This is a genomic window from Paraburkholderia sp. J94 (assembly GCF_905220285.1).
In the GTDB taxonomy this organism is placed as follows: Bacteria; Pseudomonadota; Gammaproteobacteria; order Burkholderiales; family Burkholderiaceae; genus Paraburkholderia; species Paraburkholderia tropica_A.
This window is the reverse complement of record NZ_CAJMZH010000004.1, coordinates 361,617-378,899: the sequence shown is the minus strand read 5'-3', so window position 1 is coordinate 378,899 and position 17,283 is coordinate 361,617. Positions and strand designations below refer to the sequence as shown.

Sequence of the window (17,283 nt, the reverse complement as noted above, 5' to 3'; positions counted from 1 at the left end):
GCCGATGCGCACCGGAGCGGCCGCACCCTGCAACACGCCCGTTCGTCCGGGCGCGATTTACATCGCGTACCGGCACGAACGGGCGTGAAGTGGCTTGAAGGTGCGTGGAGTGCGCGCGCCTCAGGCGCCCGCGCGCGCGGGCGTCTCGCCCTTGCCGGTCTCGTTGCCGTATTCGACGAGCCGGTTGTAGAGCGTCTTCAGGCTGATGCCGAGAATCTCCGCCGCGCGCGTCTTCACGCCGCCGCACTGCTCGAGCGTCGCGAGGATCAGCTGACGATCGGCATCGGCGAGCGAGGTGCCGAACGGAATCGTCACCGCCGTGCCCGCCACCGGTTTCGACAGCGAGATCTGCAACGGCACGGCGGCCGTGAGATCGCCTTCGTTACCCGACATGATGTGCGCGCGCTGCACGTAGTTCTTCAGCTCGCGCACGTTGCCGGCCCACGGATAGGCCGCGAGCATCTCGCGCACGGCGGGCGGAAACTGCTTCTTCGTGCCGTGGCGTTCGTTGAGTTCGTCGAGGAAGGCCTGCGCCAGCAGCTCGACGTCCTTGCCGCGCTCGCGCAGCGGCGGCAGGTTGATCGGAAACACGTTCAGGCGGTGATACAGGTCCAGACGCAGCTTGCCCTCGGCCACGGCCTGCTCGGGATCGCGATTGGTCGCCGCGATCAGGCGCACGTCGGTCTCGATTTCCTTGGTCGTGCCCACGCGCATGAACAGACCGGTTTCGAGCACGCGCAGCAGCTTCACCTGCAGCTCGATCGGCATTTCGGTGATTTCGTCGAGGAACAGCGTGCCGCCGTTCGCGCGCTCGAAATAGCCCTTGTGCTGACGGTCCGCGCCCGTGAACGAGCCGCGCTCGTGGCCGAACATTTCCGATTCGATCAGGTTCGGCGAAATCGCGCCGCAGTTCACCGCGAGGAATTCGTGCTTGCGGCGCAGGCTGAGCTGATGGATGGTCTGCGCGGCCACTTCCTTGCCGGTGCCCGATTCGCCGACCAGCATCACCGACGCGGGCGTCGGCGCGACGCGGCTGATCTGGTCGTAGACGTCCTGCATGACCGGCGAATTGCCGAGCATCAGGCCGAAGCGGCCCATGCGGCGCAGTTCGCCGCGCAGCGTGCCGATTTCGGCCTTGAGGTCGCCCGCGCGCGGCAGGCGGTTGAGAATCGCCTTCACACGCTGGAGATTGATCGGCTTCACGAGATAGTCGATCGCGCCGCTCTTGAGCGCGTCGACGGCCGTCTCCACGGTCGCGTGACCGGTGATGACCACGAGTTCCACGCCCGAGCGCGGATCGAGGTCCTGGAACAGATCGGTGCCGCTGCCGTCGGGCAGCTTCAGATCGGTGAACACGACGTCCGGCATCTGCCGGATCAGCTGGATGCGCGCTTCGCGCAGGTCGCCGGCCTGTGCGGTGGTGAGCCCGTCTTCGCCCACCACGGCGGCGAGCGCTTCGCGGGTTTCTGCGTCGTCATCGACAATCAATACATGTGGCATCGCGTCTCGTCAGCCCTGAAAGGTGAGTGGCTCCCTTGCGCACAGCAGGCCGCGCCGCGGCAAATTCCTGCGCGCCGGACAACGGAGTCCGACGCCGCGGGCTGCGCGGCGCGTGAGTGGCACGGCAAGTGGAGTGCGAAACGGCCGGGTACGCTCAGGACGGCGAGCGTGGTCTTTTAGCTGCATGATCGCAACAATCGCGCGACCCGCAATCAACCCGAACCTCGATTGTTGTGGATATGGCCATTATAGACATATTCGAGATGCGGATGCGTCGCCTCCATGGCGGCCCCGGCCTCGCCGCCATCCTCCAGGCGCGCGCGTCGACAGGATGCGCGCGTCACGTCGATACGGCTTCAGAGCCGCATGAAAGCGCCACATCGACGCCCTCATCAACGTCTCGTCAACGCCCGATCAATGCCGCGTGGCCGGATCGCTGCCGCTCTGCGGAAACGGCCAGGCGCCGGTCGCGGCCTCGTCGGCCGTGCCATTGACCGTATCGCGCCGCGCCATTACGCCCGCGGCCATCGCATCGGCTACCGCAGCCGCCGCGTTCGGCGCCGCGCCGCTCTCCGCCAGCGCGCCACCCTCGCCTTCCCAGCGGCTCAGTTCGCGGTGAACGGTCTGACGCTGCATGCGGTGACGCTGCGCGAAACGCCAGGCCAGCATGCCCGCCGTCGCGCCGAGCGCGCCCACCGCCACGAGGGTCCCAATCAGTCCAGGTCTGTTCTTCGCCATGTCGCACTCTCCCAGTTTGTTGTTGGAAATGCGGTCGGAAATGTCGAAATCGGCCGCCGTCCGCGTGCGGGACGGCCCATGCTTTGTCGGCACATAAGCCGCGCCACGTAGGATAGACGACCGCGCACAGTGCAAGTTGCGCAGCACGAGACGTGCCAGGCCGAGGGTGCACGGGTAGACCGAGCACAAAAGTTGCACGCTCGCCGCGCGTGAAACCCGTGATACGCCGATTTCACGCCAGCGACAAGCCGCTATCGAACCGATATCGAACCGCGCTCGTACCACGCTCGAACCGATATCCCGCCCGCGCGCGACGCACGCGATAGGCACTGTCGGCCCTGCGCGCGCGCCGGCAATCCGGGCACGTCCATTGCCCTGCGACGCGCGGCAGTGGTTAAATGTTTACGAGATGGAAATCCCGTGGCCGCCGGGCAAGGCATCGCCCGCGCCGTTTCGCACAGCCAGTCGGCCCGATCGTGCGGCTCGCCAGCCGCCGAGGCCGGCAAGCCATGCCCGATCCGCCCTGCGCGCCTGCGTCATGCGCCGCGTCGACGACGCGCGCAGCGCACGCGCCCGGTTTCGGGCCACCCACCCCATTTTGCAGGACGACTACCGTATGGCGACAATCGAGCCGGGCTCGCCCGCCGCCGAACGCGATGAGATGCGCGATGAACAACGTGACGAGAAGGTTGATCGAAAGCGGGACGAGAAGCGTGATGAAAAGCGGGACGAAAAACGCAGCGACAAGCCGCGCGCCGCACGCCGCAGCGACAAAGGCGATAAAGCCGACAACGCAGGCAACGACGCACGCATGAGCGAGCAACGCAGCGCGCGCGTCGCGGGACTGGAATCGTACGGACGCCTGTACGGCTCCTCGGCGGTCATGCAGGACCTCTACGAGCAGATCCGCCGCGTCTCGGTCACCGATGCGACCGCGCTGATCGTCGGTGAATCGGGCACCGGCAAGGAACTGGTCGCGCGCACGATCCACGAAGAAAGCCATCGCCGCGACGGCCCGTTCATCGCCGTGAATTGCGGCGCGATCCCCGACGAGCTGATCGAAGCCGAACTGTTCGGCCACGAAAAAGGCAGCTTCACGGGCGCGGTGCAGGCGCGCGACGGCCACTTCGAGCACGCGCGCGGCGGCACGCTGTTTCTCGACGAAGTCACCGAGATGTCGCTGCTGCATCAGGTCAAGCTGCTGCGCGCGCTGGAGTCCGGCGAGTACTACCCGGTCGGCAGCAACGAGGCGATTCGCGGCGACGTGCGCGTGATCGCCGCGACCAACCGCGATCCGTTGGCCGCCGTGCGCGACAACGCGCTGCGCGAGGATCTGATGTACCGCCTCGCCGTGTTTCCGCTGCGCGCGCCGCCGCTGCGCGAGCGCGAGCGCGACCGCGAGCTGCTCGCCCAGCTGTTCCTCACCGAGCTCAACGACGAAGCCGGCACGCAGAAGGCGTTCAGCAAGCGCGCGCTCGAAACGGTGCGCAACTGGTCGTGGCCCGGCAACGTGCGCGAGCTGAAGAACGCGGTGTATCGCGCCTTCATCCTCGCGGAGAAGCACGTGGAGATCGCGCATCCGCAACTCGTGCCGCGCGTGAAGAAGCCCGTCACGCAGGGCGATGCGATGAGCGTGTGGATCGGCACGCCGCTCGCCGACGCGCAGAAGCAGATCATTCTCGGCACGCTCAAGCACTGCGGCGGCGACAAGCGCCTCGCGGCGCGCACGCTCGGCGTGAGTCTGAAGACGCTCTACAACCGGCTCGGCAGCTACGGCGCCGAGGACGGCGAAACCGGCGCACCCGACGACACCGGCATCAACGAAGCCGACGACACGCGCGACACCGAATGACGATGGCATGACGATGACGATCGCGACGGCGGCGCGCGCCTCGCGTCGTCGTCGCGGTTTCAGGAAAACCGCAAACAGCCGCCAAGTGGTCAGCAAAACGCAAGCAAATTACGCGAATTTGCCATGACCGCGATCACGATACGGTCAGGGGTGCACGGCATTTTGCAATTTCTTGCACTTTACCTATCCCCTTGTGTAAGTCCTTCCTGCACAATCCGCAGCACGAAAACGTGCTGGAAGCTTGCGCAACGCGGCTTCTGGCCGCAAGCGGCAGGGAAAGGACCATGCAAGAACGAAGTGCTCTGGCGTGCAACGCGCCGTCGCCGGCCTCGCGAATCGAATCGCGCATCGACTCCACGCGGGCATCGATTCACGTCGTGTTGCCCCGCAGCGCGATGCCGTCCGCGCGCTGGCGCCGCGCCGCGTCGCTCACGCTGCTCGCCGCCGCCAGCCTCGCGTGCTCGGCGTGCAGCTCGCTCTATTCCGAGGGCGCGCAAACTGGCGCGGGCATCGCGGGCGCGGCGATCGCCTCGCAGGTGACGAACAACGCGGCGGTCGCGACCGGCATCGGCCTCGGCGCCGTGGCGGCCGCGAAAGCCGGCGTGCAGTACTCCGAACGAGTCGTGCACACCAACACCCAGGACAGCATCGCGAAGGCCGCGGGCCCGCTCGACGTCGGCGGCGTCGCGCCCTGGTCGATCGTCCACTCGTTTCCCATCGAAGACGACGAACACGGCCGCGTGACCGTGAGCCGCACGATCAGCTCGGGCGCGCTCGACTGCAAGGAAATCGTCTTCTCCGTCGATCACAACGCGACCAAGGACAAGGCCGCGACGAGCGCGTTCTACGTGGCCTCGGTGTGCCGCGACGGACAGAACTGGAAGTGGGCGTCGGCCGAACCGGCCACGGCTCGCTGGGGCGCGCTGCAATGAGCGGCGTGACATCGCACGGCACGCCGGCGCGGCACGCGCGGCTGACACGAGAGGCGCGACGTGCGCGGCGTCATTGCGCGACGCGTCTCGTCACGCTCGCGGCGCTCTGCGCGGGCGTCGCGCTCGCCACGAGCGGCTGCAGTTCGATCGGCGCGGCCAGCGGCGCGGCGGCCGCCGCCGCGACCGGCATCGTGACCGCGAATCCGGCCGTGGGCGTGGGCGTCGGCATCGCCGTGCAGGCGGCCACCGACGAGGCCGTCGCCCGCTTCATGAAAGGCATGCACGCCGACCAGCAGGAGCTGATCGCCGAAACCGCCGGCCGTCTGCCCGTCGACGGCACCGACACCTGGCGCATCAAGCACACGCTGCCCGTGGAAAACGGCCACGGCAAGGTGCGCGTGACGCGCGCGTTCGCGTCGGCGCTCGCACTGTGCAAGGACTTCGTGTTCTCGGTGCAGGACGGCGACGCCGCCAACGCGCCCGAGCAGTGGTACACCGCCACCGCGTGCCAGGATCAGAGCACGTGGAAGTGGGCGACGGCCGAGCCTGCGGTGGAGCGCTGGGGCTCGCTGCAATAAGCCCGCGCAGCATAAAAAAACGGTCGCCGAGGCGACCGTTTTTCATTGCACGTGATCGGGACGATCAGGACTCCACGTCTTCGAGACTGAAGATTTCCGACTGGTCGTTGTACGAGAAGATCTCGCCATAACGGCCCCAGTCGATCACCGTGTCGAGCGTTTCTTCGGCGGCGCCGTCGGAGAGAAAGTCTTCGAGTTCCTGCTCGAAGCGCACGCGCGGCGCGCGATGGCCCGGACGCTCGTTGAGCACCTTCTTGATCCGCGCCGCCAGCGGCACATGACGCAGCAGATGCTCGGCGAACATCATCTTGCGCTCCTGCGTGCCGAATTCCGCGAACACGCGCGCGGGCGGCGTCAGCAGCACGTCGCCTTCGCGCACATCGGCGAAACCGAGGTGTTGCAGCACTTCCGCGATCGGAAACAGATCGTCGACTTCCAGATGCAGCGAGCGCGCGATTTCCGGCATGTCGGCGCGGCCGTGATACGGCGCGGCGGCGAGCGTTTCGATCAGACCGGCCATCAGGTTGGTCGACACGCGCGGCAGCCAGCTGCCCAGCTCCAGGCCCTTCTTCGTCTTCTCGTCGGTCTGACGCGCGGTCATCTTCGCGTAGATGTCGTCGACGAGCTTGCGGAACGCCGGATCGAGACGATTGCGCGGGTGCTTGAACGGCACCTTGATTTCCGCGACCACGCGCCCCGGATTCGACGACAGCACCAGAATGCGGTCGCACATGAACACCGCTTCCTCGATGTTGTGCGTGACGATCAGCACCGACTTGATCGGCAGACGCCCTTGCGTCCACAGGTCGAGCAGGTCGGTACGCAGCGTTTCGGCGGTCAGCACGTCGAGCGCGGAGAACGGCTCGTCCATCAGCATGAGCATCGGGTCGACGACGAGCGCGCGCGCGAAACCCACGCGCTGGCGCATGCCGCCCGAGAGTTCGCGCGGATAGGCGTTTTCGAAGCCGTCGAGACCGATCAGGTCGATCGCCGCCAGCGCGCGTTCGCGGCGCTCGCGCGCGCCCACGCCCTGCGCTTCGAGACCCGCTTCCACGTTTTGCAGCACCGTGAGCCACGGAAACAGCGCGAAGGTCTGGAACACCATCGCCACGCCCTCGGCCGGGCCGTCGAGCGGCTTGCCGCGCCACGTCACTTCGCCGTCGGTCGGTTCGATCAGCCCGGCGATGATGCGCAGCAGCGTCGACTTGCCCGAGCCGGAGCGGCCGAGCAGCCCGACGATCTCGCCTTCGCGCAGCGAGAGATTGGCGTCGTCGAGCACGAGCAGTTCGCCCTGCGACTTGTTGAAGCCCCGGCACACGTCCTTGACACGCAGGATTTCCTCGCCGAGCCGCGGCGGATTCGGGGCCGTTTGCACGTCGCCGTGCGCGGTGCTCAGGGTCTTGGGGTTTTGCATCGCGTTACCTTCGATCCTTCGTTGATTCGCTGAATTGTCGCAGTGTTCGCCCGAGGGCGATCAATCGAGGCGCAGCCGGGATTCGGCATGCGTGTACAGCGGGCGCCAGAGCACGCGGTTGAACAGCGTGACGAACAGCGACATCACAGCAATGCCGAGAATGATTTTCGGGAAGTCGCCGGCGGCCGTCATCTGCGCGATATAGGCGCCGAGGCCGTGCGCTTCGAGCTTCGTGTCGCCCCACTGCACGTATTCGGCGACGATGCTCGCGTTCCACGCGCCGCCCGAGGCCGTGATCGCGCCCGTGATGTAGTACGGGAAGATGCCCGGCAGCACCGCTTGCCGCCACCACTGCCAGCCACGGATGCGGAAATTCTTCGCCGCTTCCTTGTAGTCGTTCGGGTAGGCGCTCGCCCCGGCAATCACGTTGAACAGGATATACCACTGCGTGCCGAGCACGATCAGCGGTGACAGCCAGATGTCAGGATTGAGGTGGAAGCGCACGATCACGATCACGAACACCGGGAACAGCAGGTTCGCCGGGAACGCCGCGAGGAACTGCGCGAGCGGCTGGATCTTTTCGGCGAGCGCCGGGCGCATGCCGATCAGCACGCCGAGCGGCACCCAGATCACCGAGGCGATCGCGATCAGCACGACCACGCGCAGCAGCGTGATGAGGCCGAGCACCAGCACGTGGCCGACTTCGTCGAGGGAGACGCCGGTGCGCACGTAGGCGACCACGCGCCAGACCACGAACAGCGTGAGCGCGATCAAGAACAGCGCCCAGACGATGTCGCCGAGCTTCGAGCGCGCGCCGCTGCGTGCGGGCGCGGCGGACGCGGCGCGCTGGATCGTCGGGAACGCGGGCAGACGGAACGGAATACGCGCGGCCTTGGCGAAAATCCAGCCGAGCGGCACGAGCAGTTCGTGAATCAGATGCGTGCGGCGGATCAGGTCGAGCAGCCAGGATCCGGGCGCGTCGCCGGAACTGGTGTTCTCCATGCGGAATTTGTCGGCCCAGGCGACGAGCGGACGGAACAGCAGTTGATCGTAGGCGAGGATCACGACCGTCATCGTCAGGATCACCCAACCGATGGCGTGCATGTTGCGCTCGGCGATCGCCTGCGCGAGATAGGCGCCGACGCCCGGCAGCGTGATCGTGTTATTGCCGACCGTGATCGCTTCGGAGGCCACCACGAAGAACCAGCCGCCCGACATCGACATCATCATGTTCCAGATGAGGCCCGGCATCGAGAACGGCACTTCGAGCTTCCAGAAGCGTTGCCAGTTGGTCAGGTGGAAGCCCTTCGACACTTCATCGAGATCGCGCGGCACGGTGCGCAGCGACTGATAGAAGCTGAACGTCATGTTCCACGCCTGGCTCGTGAAGATCGCGAAGATCGCCGCGAGTTCGGCACCGAGCACGCGCGAGGGAAACAGCGCGAGGAAAAACGTGACCGTGAACGAGATGTAGCCCAGCACCGGCACCGACTGAAGAATGTCGAGAATCGGCACCAGTACGAGTCCGGCGCGGCGGCTCTTGGCTGCAAGCGTGCCGTACACGAGCGTGAAGATCAGCGAGGCGATCATCGCCGCCAGCATGCGCAGCGTCGTGCGCATCGCATACTCGGGCAGGTTCGATGCGTCGAGCGAAATCGGCTGCGCCTTGAGCGTGGCGATCGGCGCCATCGTCTCGTGGAAGCCCACGGCCGCCATCGCGATCAAGCAGATGATGAGCGGGAACGCTACGAAGTCCCAGCGGTTGGGCAGCACGCGCCACGCCGAGGCGTTGGCCGTACGGTTCAGGTTGAACTTGAATTCCATCAGGCGCGCTCTCCGTTGAACATCGATGCGGCGGCCTCGCGGCGCGGGACGCACGTTGCACACGTGACACAGGCGACACGAGCAGCAGCGCGCGGAGAGCGGAAATCAGCAAAGGCAAGGCGCATGGACTGAGTATTTCGTTAGCGTTGAAGACGCGGCGACGGCGCACGAGGACGCGCACTGCCACCCGGAGCCGCCCGCTCGCCCGGCAGGCTTGCCTTGTTCGGAACGGCACGACACTACTACAACCTCCGTGACACATTCAACCTCGCGCGGCGCGTCGCCCGGGCATCGGGGAACGCCCGTCCGGCGGGGCTTTCAGGCCACTTTCCGGGCGCTTTCGGCGGCATTCCGGCAACCTTCCGGCGCGGCCGCCCACAGGTTCCCAAACGTGCGCCCTCGCACATGCCAGGCACGCGCAACGCCCGCTGGACGGCGTTGGGAGGCTCGCTGACGCCATTCGAGAGGTAGAATCGTCACGCGGCGACGGCCACCCCCTCGCCACGCAGTGCCCCGTTGTGCCGGGCCGGTGCGTCACGCGCCGGCATATCGGGCCAGCCGCCCGCTCAAGCATCAGGCGCGCCATGCCCATCCACGAACCAGAAGGCCGATGAACAGGAGACTCTTGCGTCAGGCAGCCGGGCCCCTCTGTGTCGTGGCGGCCGCGCTCATCTGCTGGCTGGGCGCCGGCTGGCTCGCCGACCGCATGGTGCGTCAGGAGCTCGATACGGCGCTCAAGGTCCAGCGTCAGATGACGCGCTCCGTCGTCGACAATATGGCGGAAGTGATCGCCAGCGATCTCGCCATGTCGCGCGCGATTCCCGCCACCATGGCCGAGACCCACGTGGTGCAGCAGGCGCTGACCGAGGCCGGGCATTATGCCGCTTTGCGCACATCTACGGAACTGGCGCGACGCGAAGCGTTGCAGCAGGCGCCCGAGCTCGCCACCGTCAACCGCTTCCTGCACGACGCTCAAGGCTTCTCCGGCCTCGACGCGATCTGGCTCGTCAACAGCAACGGCATCTGCATCGCGTCGAGCAACGCGATGGACAAGATTTCCTACGTGGGCGTCGACATGCGTCCGCGCGCGTATCTCAGCGACACGCTGCTCGGCGCATTCTCCGAAACCTACGGCGTGGGCACGTCGAGCGGCGAGCCGGGCATCTTCGTCGCCGCGCCCGCCTACGACAACGGGGTCCTCGTGGGCGCCGTGGTCGCCAAGGTCAGCATCGCGCGGCTGCGCCACTGGGTCACGCATCCGGGCACCTTCGTCTCCGACAGCAACGGCGTGATCGTGATGGCGCACGACAGCGCGATCGAAGGACTCGCGATGCCGGGCTCGCACGTCGAGGAAATGAACGCGGTCGACCGCGTCAACACTTATCTGCGCGAGCGCTTCTCCGAACTCGCGCTGCAAAGCGCCGCCGAAGCCGCGACGAACCAGGCGCCGTGGATGCCCGCGCAAGCCGCGCAGTCGCTCGTCGATCTGCCCGGCCAGCGCCTGCCCGCGCTCTACGAAGTGCGCGGCGGCCTGAACTCGGGGCTCTCGGCGCATCTCGTCGATCCGCTCAACGCGTGGACCGAACTGCTCGCCAATCATCGGCGCGACCGGCTGCTGATTTTTCTGACGCTCGCGGGCACGGCGGCGCTCGCGGCCGTGATTTCGATTTCGTGGGTGCGCGAGCGGCGTCTGCATCGCGCGAGCCGCGACCTCGCCGGGCAATTGCAGGCCGCCAATGCGCTGCTTGCCGCGGAGGCGCGCCACGACGCGCTCACGGGCGCGCTGTCGCGCCGCTACTTCCTCGACCTGCTGCGCCGCGAGATCGACGCCGCCTATGCGCAGGGCAAGCCGCTGTGCATGGCGATCGCCGACCTCGACCACTTCAAGCAGATCAACGACCGCTTCGGCCATCCGGCGGGCGACCGCGCGCTCCAGCATTTCGTGGAGACCTGCCGCGCCGAACTGCGCTCCGACGATGCGGTGGGCCGGCTCGGCGGCGAGGAGTTCGGCATCCTGCTGCCCGGCACGTCGCTGTCGACCGCGCACGACGTGATCGAGCGTCTGCGCCGCGAAGTGAAGTCGAGCCCGTGCACGGAATTGCCCGCCGAGTCGAACCTGAGCGTGAGCATCGGCGTCACCGAACTCGCGGCCTCGCAGGACCAGCCCGAACGGCTGATGAGCCGCGCCGATCTGGCGCTCTACATGGCGAAAGCGGGCGGCCGCGACCGCTGCGAGGCCATGACCGCCGACGGCGCCGTGCCGCCGCGCGCGGCCGCCGAAACGTGGTGAGCATCGCTTCACCCCACCGGCGCGCCGCAAGCACGCGCTCACTTAACTGGAGAACTCGACCGGGGCAAACCGGTCCGACGCGGTATCATCGGACCAGCGCAGCACGCGCCGCCATGCAGAGCGCATCGCCGAAATCCGGTGCACGGCGCGTCAGGTCGTTTCACAGCACATATCAGGAGGCATGCATGAAGGGAAATCTGGTCATCGTCTGCCGCGATCAGGATGCTCTCGCGTTCGACCAGTTGATGGTGGAATACGGTGCGTTCCAGACGCGCCTCTCTTCGACCGCGTGGTATCTGAAGCTCGAAGCCGCACCCGAGCTGGTCCAGGAAGAAATTCTCGCCCGCATCGGCAAGTACACGACGCACTATATTTTCGAAGCCGACAGCGTCGTCTACAACACCGTCGACAGCGAAGCCGCCGCCGCGCTCGACACGCTGTTCTCGGCCTGAAAATAAAAAGAGCGGCTGGTTCGCAGCCGCTCCGGGTCACACTGAATCACCTCTGCTGAATCGCGTCTGCTGCATCACATCTGCTGCATCACAGCCGCTGCATCACATCCGCACTACTTTCGGTCGGCTCCGGCACAGCCCGGACGCCCGCCGCGCAGTTCTCCATCGCACTTTCCCGCACTGCCCTCAGCCGTTCCATAGCACGCCCAATGCGCGCAGGTTCACGCGCCAGCGCTCACCAGATCTGCGCCGCTTCGGCGACCGTGCGCTCGACCACCTCGAACGGAAAGCTCATACGCACCGCGAGGCCGCCGCTTGCACCGTTGCCGATGGCGATCTCGCCGCCCGCGCGCCGCACCAGCCGCTCGACGATCGCGAGACCCAGGCCGCTATGGCCATTGCCGCCGCGCGCCGGATCGAGCCGCACGAACGGACGGCTCGCCTGCGTGAGATCCTGGTCGGCGATGCCCTTGCCGTGGTCGCTCACCGTGAGCGTGTAGCCCTCGGCGTCGCGCGAGGTTTCGATCACCACGGGCGGCGCGCCGTAAGCGTGCGCGTTGTCGAGCAGATTGGCCACCACGCGGTCGAGCGTGGCGGTCGGCAGGCGAAAGTCCGGCCCGGCCTTGAAGCGCCGCTCGATCGCCAGCGTCTCGCCGCCCACCGTGCGGTAATTGCGCGCGATGCGCTCGCACTGCTCGTCGACTTCGACGGGCTCGCTGCGGTCGGCGCCGTCGTGCGCGAACACCAGAAACTGGTCGACGATGTGCGCCATCGATTCCACGTCGCGCACCACGCCGTCACGCACCTTCTGCTCGTCCATCATTTCGGCGCGCAGGCGCAGGCGCGCCAGCGGCGTCTTGAGGTCGTGCGCCACGCCCGCGAGCATGACCGCACGGTCTTTCTCGGTGCGCTCGACTTCCTTGACCATCTGATTGAAGCCGCGCGTGAGCTGACGCAGCTCGCGCGGACCGCGCTCGCGCAGCGGCGGCACCGGCTGGCCGCGGCCGAAACGCGCGACCGCCTGAGCCAGCGCGCGCAGCGGCTTTTGCACCATCCACGCCGCCACCAGCGCGGCCACCAGCGCCGCTGCGAAGATGATGATGAACCACGGCGCGCGGTCGATCGGCCGCATGATGCGCAGCGGCTGGCCCGGCACGACGATCCACTTGGCGTCCTGCGGCCCCTTCACCCAGAGCGTGGGCGCACGGCCCGGCATACCGGGGCGCACCTCGGTGCCCGGCGGCATGCGCTCGCGCATGTCGTCGAGGAAACGATGCAGCGGCTCGGGCATCTCGGTGCGCATGGGCGGCACGTCGGGGCTGTCCGCCGGCACCAGCTGAACCCGCGAGGGCAGCGGCTGGTCGGGCTCGCGCTCGACGTGCTGACGCACCGCGTCGACGAGGAACATGGCCTCTTCGACCGCGTAGCGCGACTGCATCTGGTCGCGTTCGAGACGCATGAGCGCGAACCACGCGACGTGCGAGAGCAGCAGCACGCCGACGAACAGCAGCGCAAGCCGCCCGAACAGCGAATCAACCGGCCGGCGCATGACCGCTCTGCTCGCCGTCCGGCACGAAAACGTAGCCGCGGCCACGCACCGTCTGGATAAAGCGCGGCGTGGACGGATCGGTTTCGAGGATGCGGCGCAGACGCCACACCTGCACGTCGATGCCGCGGTCGGTGCCATCGTATTCAGGACCGTGCAGCAGTTCGAGCAGGCGCTCGCGCGTGAGCGTGCGCATCGGGTGATTGACGAAGATCTTCAGGAGCGCGAACTCGCTGCCCGACAGCATGATGGGCTTGCCTTCCTGCTGAAGCGTGCGCGACTGGAAGTCGAGCGTGAAGCGGCCGAACGAGAACGGCTCGCGCTGTTCGGGCGCGGCGGCCGAGGGCAGCGTGCGGCGGCGGCGCAGGACGGCCTGCACGCGCGCCAGCAGTTCGCGCGGATTGAAGGGTTTGCCGAGGTAATCGTCGGCGCCGAGTTCGAGACCGACGATGCGGTCCACGTCGTCGGCGCGCGCGGTCAGCATGATCACGGGGATGTCGTCGCCGGACGCGCGCAGCTTGCGCAGCGCGGTGAGCCCGTCGACGCCCGGCATCATGAGATCGAGCACGATCAGGTCGGGGCGCTCGCGCTCGAGGCGGCGCTCAAGCGAGCCCGCATCGTGCAGCACCGACACTTCCATGCCTTGCCGCGCCAGATAGTCGCGCAGCAGGTCGCGCAGTTCGACGTCGTCATCGACGACCAGAATTTGAGTAGCCATGGGACGAAGTTTAACGCGCGCATGTAAGCCATTCGCTTACATGGAGGCGCTTTGGGTTACGAGAAGTTACTGCGAAAGGCGCATGTAATGTCGCGTAATGACAACGCCCCGGGCCGTAACACGCCGCTCCTGGACGGCCTATACGCTAGGGACACCGGTTGCGGCTGCCCCTATTTCGGCACCGTGCCAAACCGGACCAAACCTTCAAGGATTTGTCAGGAGCTTCACCATGTACAAGACTACGTCGCGCCTTCTCGCTATTGCCGCTGCCTCGCTCGCTCTCACCGTCGGCGCCACCGCCGCCAAGGCGCAAACGCCGCCCCCGCCCCCGGGCGGTCCCGGCATGATGCACGGTCCGCACGGCGGCCCGGGCATGCACGGCGACTTCATGATGGGCGCCAAAAAGCTGCACGACAAGCTCAACCTGAACGCCGCGCAGGAAAAGCAGTGGCAAACCGCCGTCGACACGATGAAGCAGAACGGCCAGGCCATGCGCAAGAACCACGAACAGCTCAAGCAGCAGTTCGACGCGCAGAAGAACCAGCCGATCCTCGACCTGAACGCGATGCACGCCACGCATCAGCAGATCGAGCAGCAGGAAGCGCAACTGCGCGAGCAGACCGCGCAAGCCTGGCTCGCGTTCTACAACGGCCTGAACGACCAGCAGAAGACCACCGTCAGCTCGGCGCTCAAGGAGCACTTCGCGAAGATGGAACAGCGCCACGAGAAGATGCGTCAGCGCTGGGAACAGCACCACAAGGACAAGGGCGCGGCTTCGGCGCCGGGCGCGCAGTAAGCCTACTCGCCGTCGACATCTGCGCGGCCGGCACCCGGGCCGGCGCGCAGTCGTTCGACCAGGCCCGCGCCTGAGCGGGTGTCCGGCGGGTCGCGCCGCCGGACATCGGTTCGGGCCAGAGCCCACGGGCGTCGCCGCCCCTTTCACGCAAAAGCGCCGCGAGTCTTGCCACTCGCGGCGCTTTTTTTCATGGCCGCGCGCGCTGGCGCGGTGTCAGTCGGCTTCGGGCCGGGTCAGGCCGCCTCAGGCCACATCGAACAGCAGCACTTCGGCGTCCTCGCCCTTCGCGAGCACCACGGACGTTTCGGCTTCGATCATCGCCGCGTCGCCGGTGTTCAGGCGTTCGCCGCTCACTTCCAGCGCGCCGCGCGCCACCTGCACGTAGACCCGCCGTCCCGCCGGCACGGCGTATTGCGCGCGCTCGTCGCCGTCGATCAGCGCCGCGTGGATCGAAGCGTCGGCCTGTACCGTCACCGAGCCGTCGCGCCCGTCGGGCGAGGCGATCACACGCAGGCGGCCGCGCTTGTCGGCGTCGTCGAAATGCTTTTCCTCGTAGCCGGGCGCCCCGCCCCGCTGGGTCGGCAGCAGCCAGATCTGCAGCAGATGCGCTTCCTCGTCCGGCGAGCCGTTGAACTCGCTGTGCATCACGCCCGTGCCGGCGCTCATGCGCTGCACGTCGCCGGGACGGATGGTCGAGCCGTTGCCCATGCTGTCTCGGTGCGCGAGCGCGCCCGAAAGCACATAGGTGACGATTTCCATGTCGCGGTGGCCGTGCGCGCCGAAGCCGCGCCCGCCTGCGATGCGGTCGTCGTTGAGCACGCGCAGCGCGCCGTAGTGCATATGCGCTTCGTCGAAATAGTCCGCGAACGAGAAGCTGTGATACGAGTCGAGCCAGCCGTGGTTGGCGTGGCCGCGTTCGTCGGCGCGTCGGATGGCAAGCATGGCGTTCTCCGTTCAATGATGTCGATGTCCGAAGGTAGGGGCGGACGGCCCGATGCACAATCCGCACCGGCGCACCGGATCGTTTCGCCAGCAACATCAATGGCCCGCGCGGGCGCTGCGGCGTTCCGCCGCTGCCTCTCGTCCACCGGCGCCGCCGTCCACCGATCCGGCCCCTGTCGGACGATGTCGCCAACTCTGTCAGACCTGAACCACATGCCGGGTCCCGAGTCGCCCGCGCGGGCGCTGGCTTCGGGTAAAATACCGCGCTTTTCGGCCAGCGCCACCCCGCGCACGGCGCGTCGCGCGGTGCATACGCCCGGCGCACGCCCGTCACGGCGCGTCGCAACGCCGGCTTAGGACGCAAGCCTGGATGCCCAGCGCGTCCGACCCGTATTTTTGATCGCCTACAATGGCGGCGCTCCGGCCACGAGCCGGTTCGCGCATTACGCGAGCGAGCGCCGGCACCGGTGCGCGCCGCCCGGCGCCGCGGTCCCGAAGCGCCCGCCTCAGCTATGGATGGGACGGAGTCGGTGATGAACCACTCACTCCGCCCCGACAGGAGAAAGATGAAGAAGTTCGCAGTGTGCGTCGCGCTCGCCCTGATGGCGGGCAGCGTCGCGGCCAAGGAATGGCATACCGTGCGCATCGGCGTCGATGCGAGCTACCCGCCGTTCGAGTCCAAGGCGGCCAACGGCCAGATCGTCGGTTTCGACGTCGACCTCACGAAAGCGCTCTGTGCGCGCATGAACGTGAAGTGCGTGTGGGTGGAAAACGACCTCGACGGCATCATTCCGGCGCTCAAGGCGCGCAAGTTCGATGCGATCGTCTCGTCGCTGACGATCACGCCGCAGCGCCGCCAGCAGATCGACTACTCCGACAAGCTGTTCGACGCGCCCGCGCGCATGATCGCGCGCAGCGGTTCGCCGCTGCTGCCGACGCCCGAGTCGCTCAAGGGCAAGAATGTCGGCGTCGAGCAGGGCTCGACCCAGGAAGCGTACGCGAAGGTCCACTGGGCGCCCAAGGGCGTGAACGTGGTGTCGTACCAGAATCAGGATCAGGTCTATCAGGATCTGATCGGCGGACGTCTCGACGCCACGCTGCAAGACGAGGTGCAGGCCGACTACGGCTTCCTCAAGACGCCGCGCGGCAAGGGCTTCGGCTGGGCCGGCCCGGAAGTCGAGGATCTCGCCACCATCGGCGACGGCACCGCCATCGGCCTGCGCAAGGACGACGCCGACCTGAAGGCGAAGTTCAACGCGGCGCTCGCGTCGCTGCACAAGGACGGCACGTTCGACAAGATCGCGAAGCAGTATTTCGACTTCCCGATCTACAAGGGCAAGTAATTCGGGCAACTGCGCCTGGTAACTGCGCTGGGCAACTTAACCGGGCAACTGCGCCGGCGCACGTCACCGGCGCAGTTGCCCGGGGCTCGCCCCGATGGACCGCGCAGGCGCTTCGTATACAGTGCAATCGCAGTGCCATCGCAGTGCAGACGCAGTGCCATCGCAGTACGAAGTGCGATGCGAAGCGCCCTTCGAGACGCAGTCCCAGGCGCCGTTCGACACGCGCCTCCAGGACACGGAGACCGACGGCCACGCGGCGAAGCCTCGCCAGCCGCGCTTGACCGGATTTGAACCGCGGCAGTCGCTGCCGCGCCTTTCGCGAGGCGCCCCTCGGCATCGAGGACGCTTCGTCGAGGAC

15 protein-coding genes are annotated in these 17,283 nt (G+C 67.2%); 7 read left to right on the top strand and 8 right to left on the bottom strand.

From position 1 onward, the window contains the following. Positions 1-120: 120 nt before the first annotated feature. The 3 genes from U4Y88_RS10380 to U4Y88_RS10370 all read right to left on the bottom strand — a co-directional run bounded on the left by U4Y88_RS10380 (position 121) and on the right by U4Y88_RS10370 (position 3,061). Positions 121-1,500, bottom strand: coding sequence for a sigma-54-dependent transcriptional regulator (locus tag U4Y88_RS10380; protein WP_224011919.1), 1,380 nt, complete (start codon positions 1,498-1,500; stop codon positions 121-123). A 414-nt stretch (positions 1,501-1,914) separates the two neighbouring features. Next, positions 1,915-2,238, bottom strand: a complete 324-nt coding sequence (locus tag U4Y88_RS10375; protein ID WP_321783757.1) for a hypothetical protein — start codon at positions 2,236-2,238, stop codon at positions 1,915-1,917. A 394-nt stretch (positions 2,239-2,632) separates the two neighbouring features. After that, the gene (locus U4Y88_RS10370; RefSeq protein ID WP_321783755.1) at positions 2,633-3,061 is read right to left on the bottom strand and encodes a hypothetical protein; all 429 of its coding nucleotides are present in this window, start codon (positions 3,059-3,061) and stop codon (positions 2,633-2,635) included. Between U4Y88_RS10370 and U4Y88_RS10365 the strand changes: the two genes are divergently transcribed. The 3 genes from U4Y88_RS10365 (at position 3,050) to U4Y88_RS10355 (ending at position 5,600) form a co-directional block, all read left to right on the top strand. Continuing rightward, a complete protein-coding gene (locus U4Y88_RS10365; protein ID WP_224011964.1) occupies positions 3,050-4,090 on the top strand; it encodes a sigma-54 interaction domain-containing protein in 1,041 nt (346 codons plus the stop codon). The genes U4Y88_RS10370 and U4Y88_RS10365 overlap by 12 nt on opposite strands. 395 nt (positions 4,091-4,485) lie before the next feature. Continuing rightward, positions 4,486-5,022 carry a hypothetical protein gene (locus U4Y88_RS10360; RefSeq protein ID WP_224011963.1) on the top strand — a complete coding sequence of 179 codons (537 nt, stop codon included), beginning with the start codon at positions 4,486-4,488 and terminating at the stop codon, positions 5,020-5,022. Then, positions 5,019-5,600: a hypothetical protein gene (locus tag U4Y88_RS10355; protein WP_321783754.1), complete on the top strand. Its 582-nt coding sequence runs from the start codon at positions 5,019-5,021 to the stop codon at positions 5,598-5,600. Before U4Y88_RS10360 ends, U4Y88_RS10355 begins: the two co-directional genes overlap by 4 nt. Positions 5,601-5,664: 64 nt before the next feature. On the opposite strand, the gene U4Y88_RS10350 is transcribed toward U4Y88_RS10355, so the two are convergent. After that, the gene (locus tag U4Y88_RS10350) at positions 5,665-7,014 is read right to left on the bottom strand and encodes an AAA-associated domain-containing protein (protein ID WP_224011916.1); all 1,350 of its coding nucleotides are present in this window, start codon (positions 7,012-7,014) and stop codon (positions 5,665-5,667) included. 60 nt (positions 7,015-7,074) lie between these two features. After that, the gene (locus U4Y88_RS10345; protein WP_224011915.1) at positions 7,075-8,838 is read right to left on the bottom strand and encodes an ABC transporter permease; all 1,764 of its coding nucleotides are present in this window, start codon (positions 8,836-8,838) and stop codon (positions 7,075-7,077) included. A gap of 610 nt (positions 8,839-9,448) precedes the next feature. On the opposite strand from U4Y88_RS10345, the gene U4Y88_RS10340 reads away from it, so the two are divergent. Together U4Y88_RS10340 and U4Y88_RS10335 are read left to right on the top strand one after the other, a co-directional pair. Beyond that, positions 9,449-11,128: a diguanylate cyclase gene (locus U4Y88_RS10340; protein WP_321783752.1), complete on the top strand. Its 1,680-nt coding sequence runs from the start codon at positions 9,449-9,451 to the stop codon at positions 11,126-11,128. 185 nt (positions 11,129-11,313) lie between these two features. Beyond that, positions 11,314-11,580, top strand: coding sequence for a hypothetical protein (locus U4Y88_RS10335; protein WP_065063739.1), 267 nt, complete (start codon positions 11,314-11,316; stop codon positions 11,578-11,580). Positions 11,581-11,815: 235 nt separating this feature from the next. On the opposite strand, the gene U4Y88_RS10330 is transcribed toward U4Y88_RS10335, so the two are convergent. Further along, entirely contained in the window at positions 11,816-13,129 is a 1,314-nt protein-coding gene (locus tag U4Y88_RS10330) for an ATP-binding protein (protein ID WP_321783750.1), read from the bottom strand. Continuing rightward, positions 13,113-13,844: a response regulator gene (locus U4Y88_RS10325; RefSeq protein WP_065063743.1), complete on the bottom strand. Its 732-nt coding sequence runs from the start codon at positions 13,842-13,844 to the stop codon at positions 13,113-13,115. The genes U4Y88_RS10330 and U4Y88_RS10325 overlap by 17 nt, the downstream gene beginning before the upstream one ends. Positions 13,845-14,073: 229 nt before the next feature. Between U4Y88_RS10325 and U4Y88_RS10320 the strand changes: the two genes are divergently transcribed. Continuing rightward, positions 14,074-14,640 carry a periplasmic heavy metal sensor gene (locus tag U4Y88_RS10320; protein WP_321783748.1) on the top strand — a complete coding sequence of 189 codons (567 nt, stop codon included), beginning with the start codon at positions 14,074-14,076 and terminating at the stop codon, positions 14,638-14,640. Between the two features lie 243 nt (positions 14,641-14,883). Here U4Y88_RS10320 and U4Y88_RS10315 read toward each other — a convergent pair whose 3' ends face one another. After that, positions 14,884-15,582, bottom strand: coding sequence for a pirin family protein (locus U4Y88_RS10315; RefSeq protein WP_321783746.1), 699 nt, complete (start codon positions 15,580-15,582; stop codon positions 14,884-14,886). A gap of 566 nt (positions 15,583-16,148) precedes the next feature. Here U4Y88_RS10315 and U4Y88_RS10310 point away from each other — a divergent pair. After that, positions 16,149-16,925 carry an ABC transporter substrate-binding protein gene (locus U4Y88_RS10310; RefSeq protein WP_224011910.1) on the top strand — a complete coding sequence of 259 codons (777 nt, stop codon included), beginning with the start codon at positions 16,149-16,151 and terminating at the stop codon, positions 16,923-16,925. Positions 16,926-17,283 lie beyond the last annotated feature (358 nt).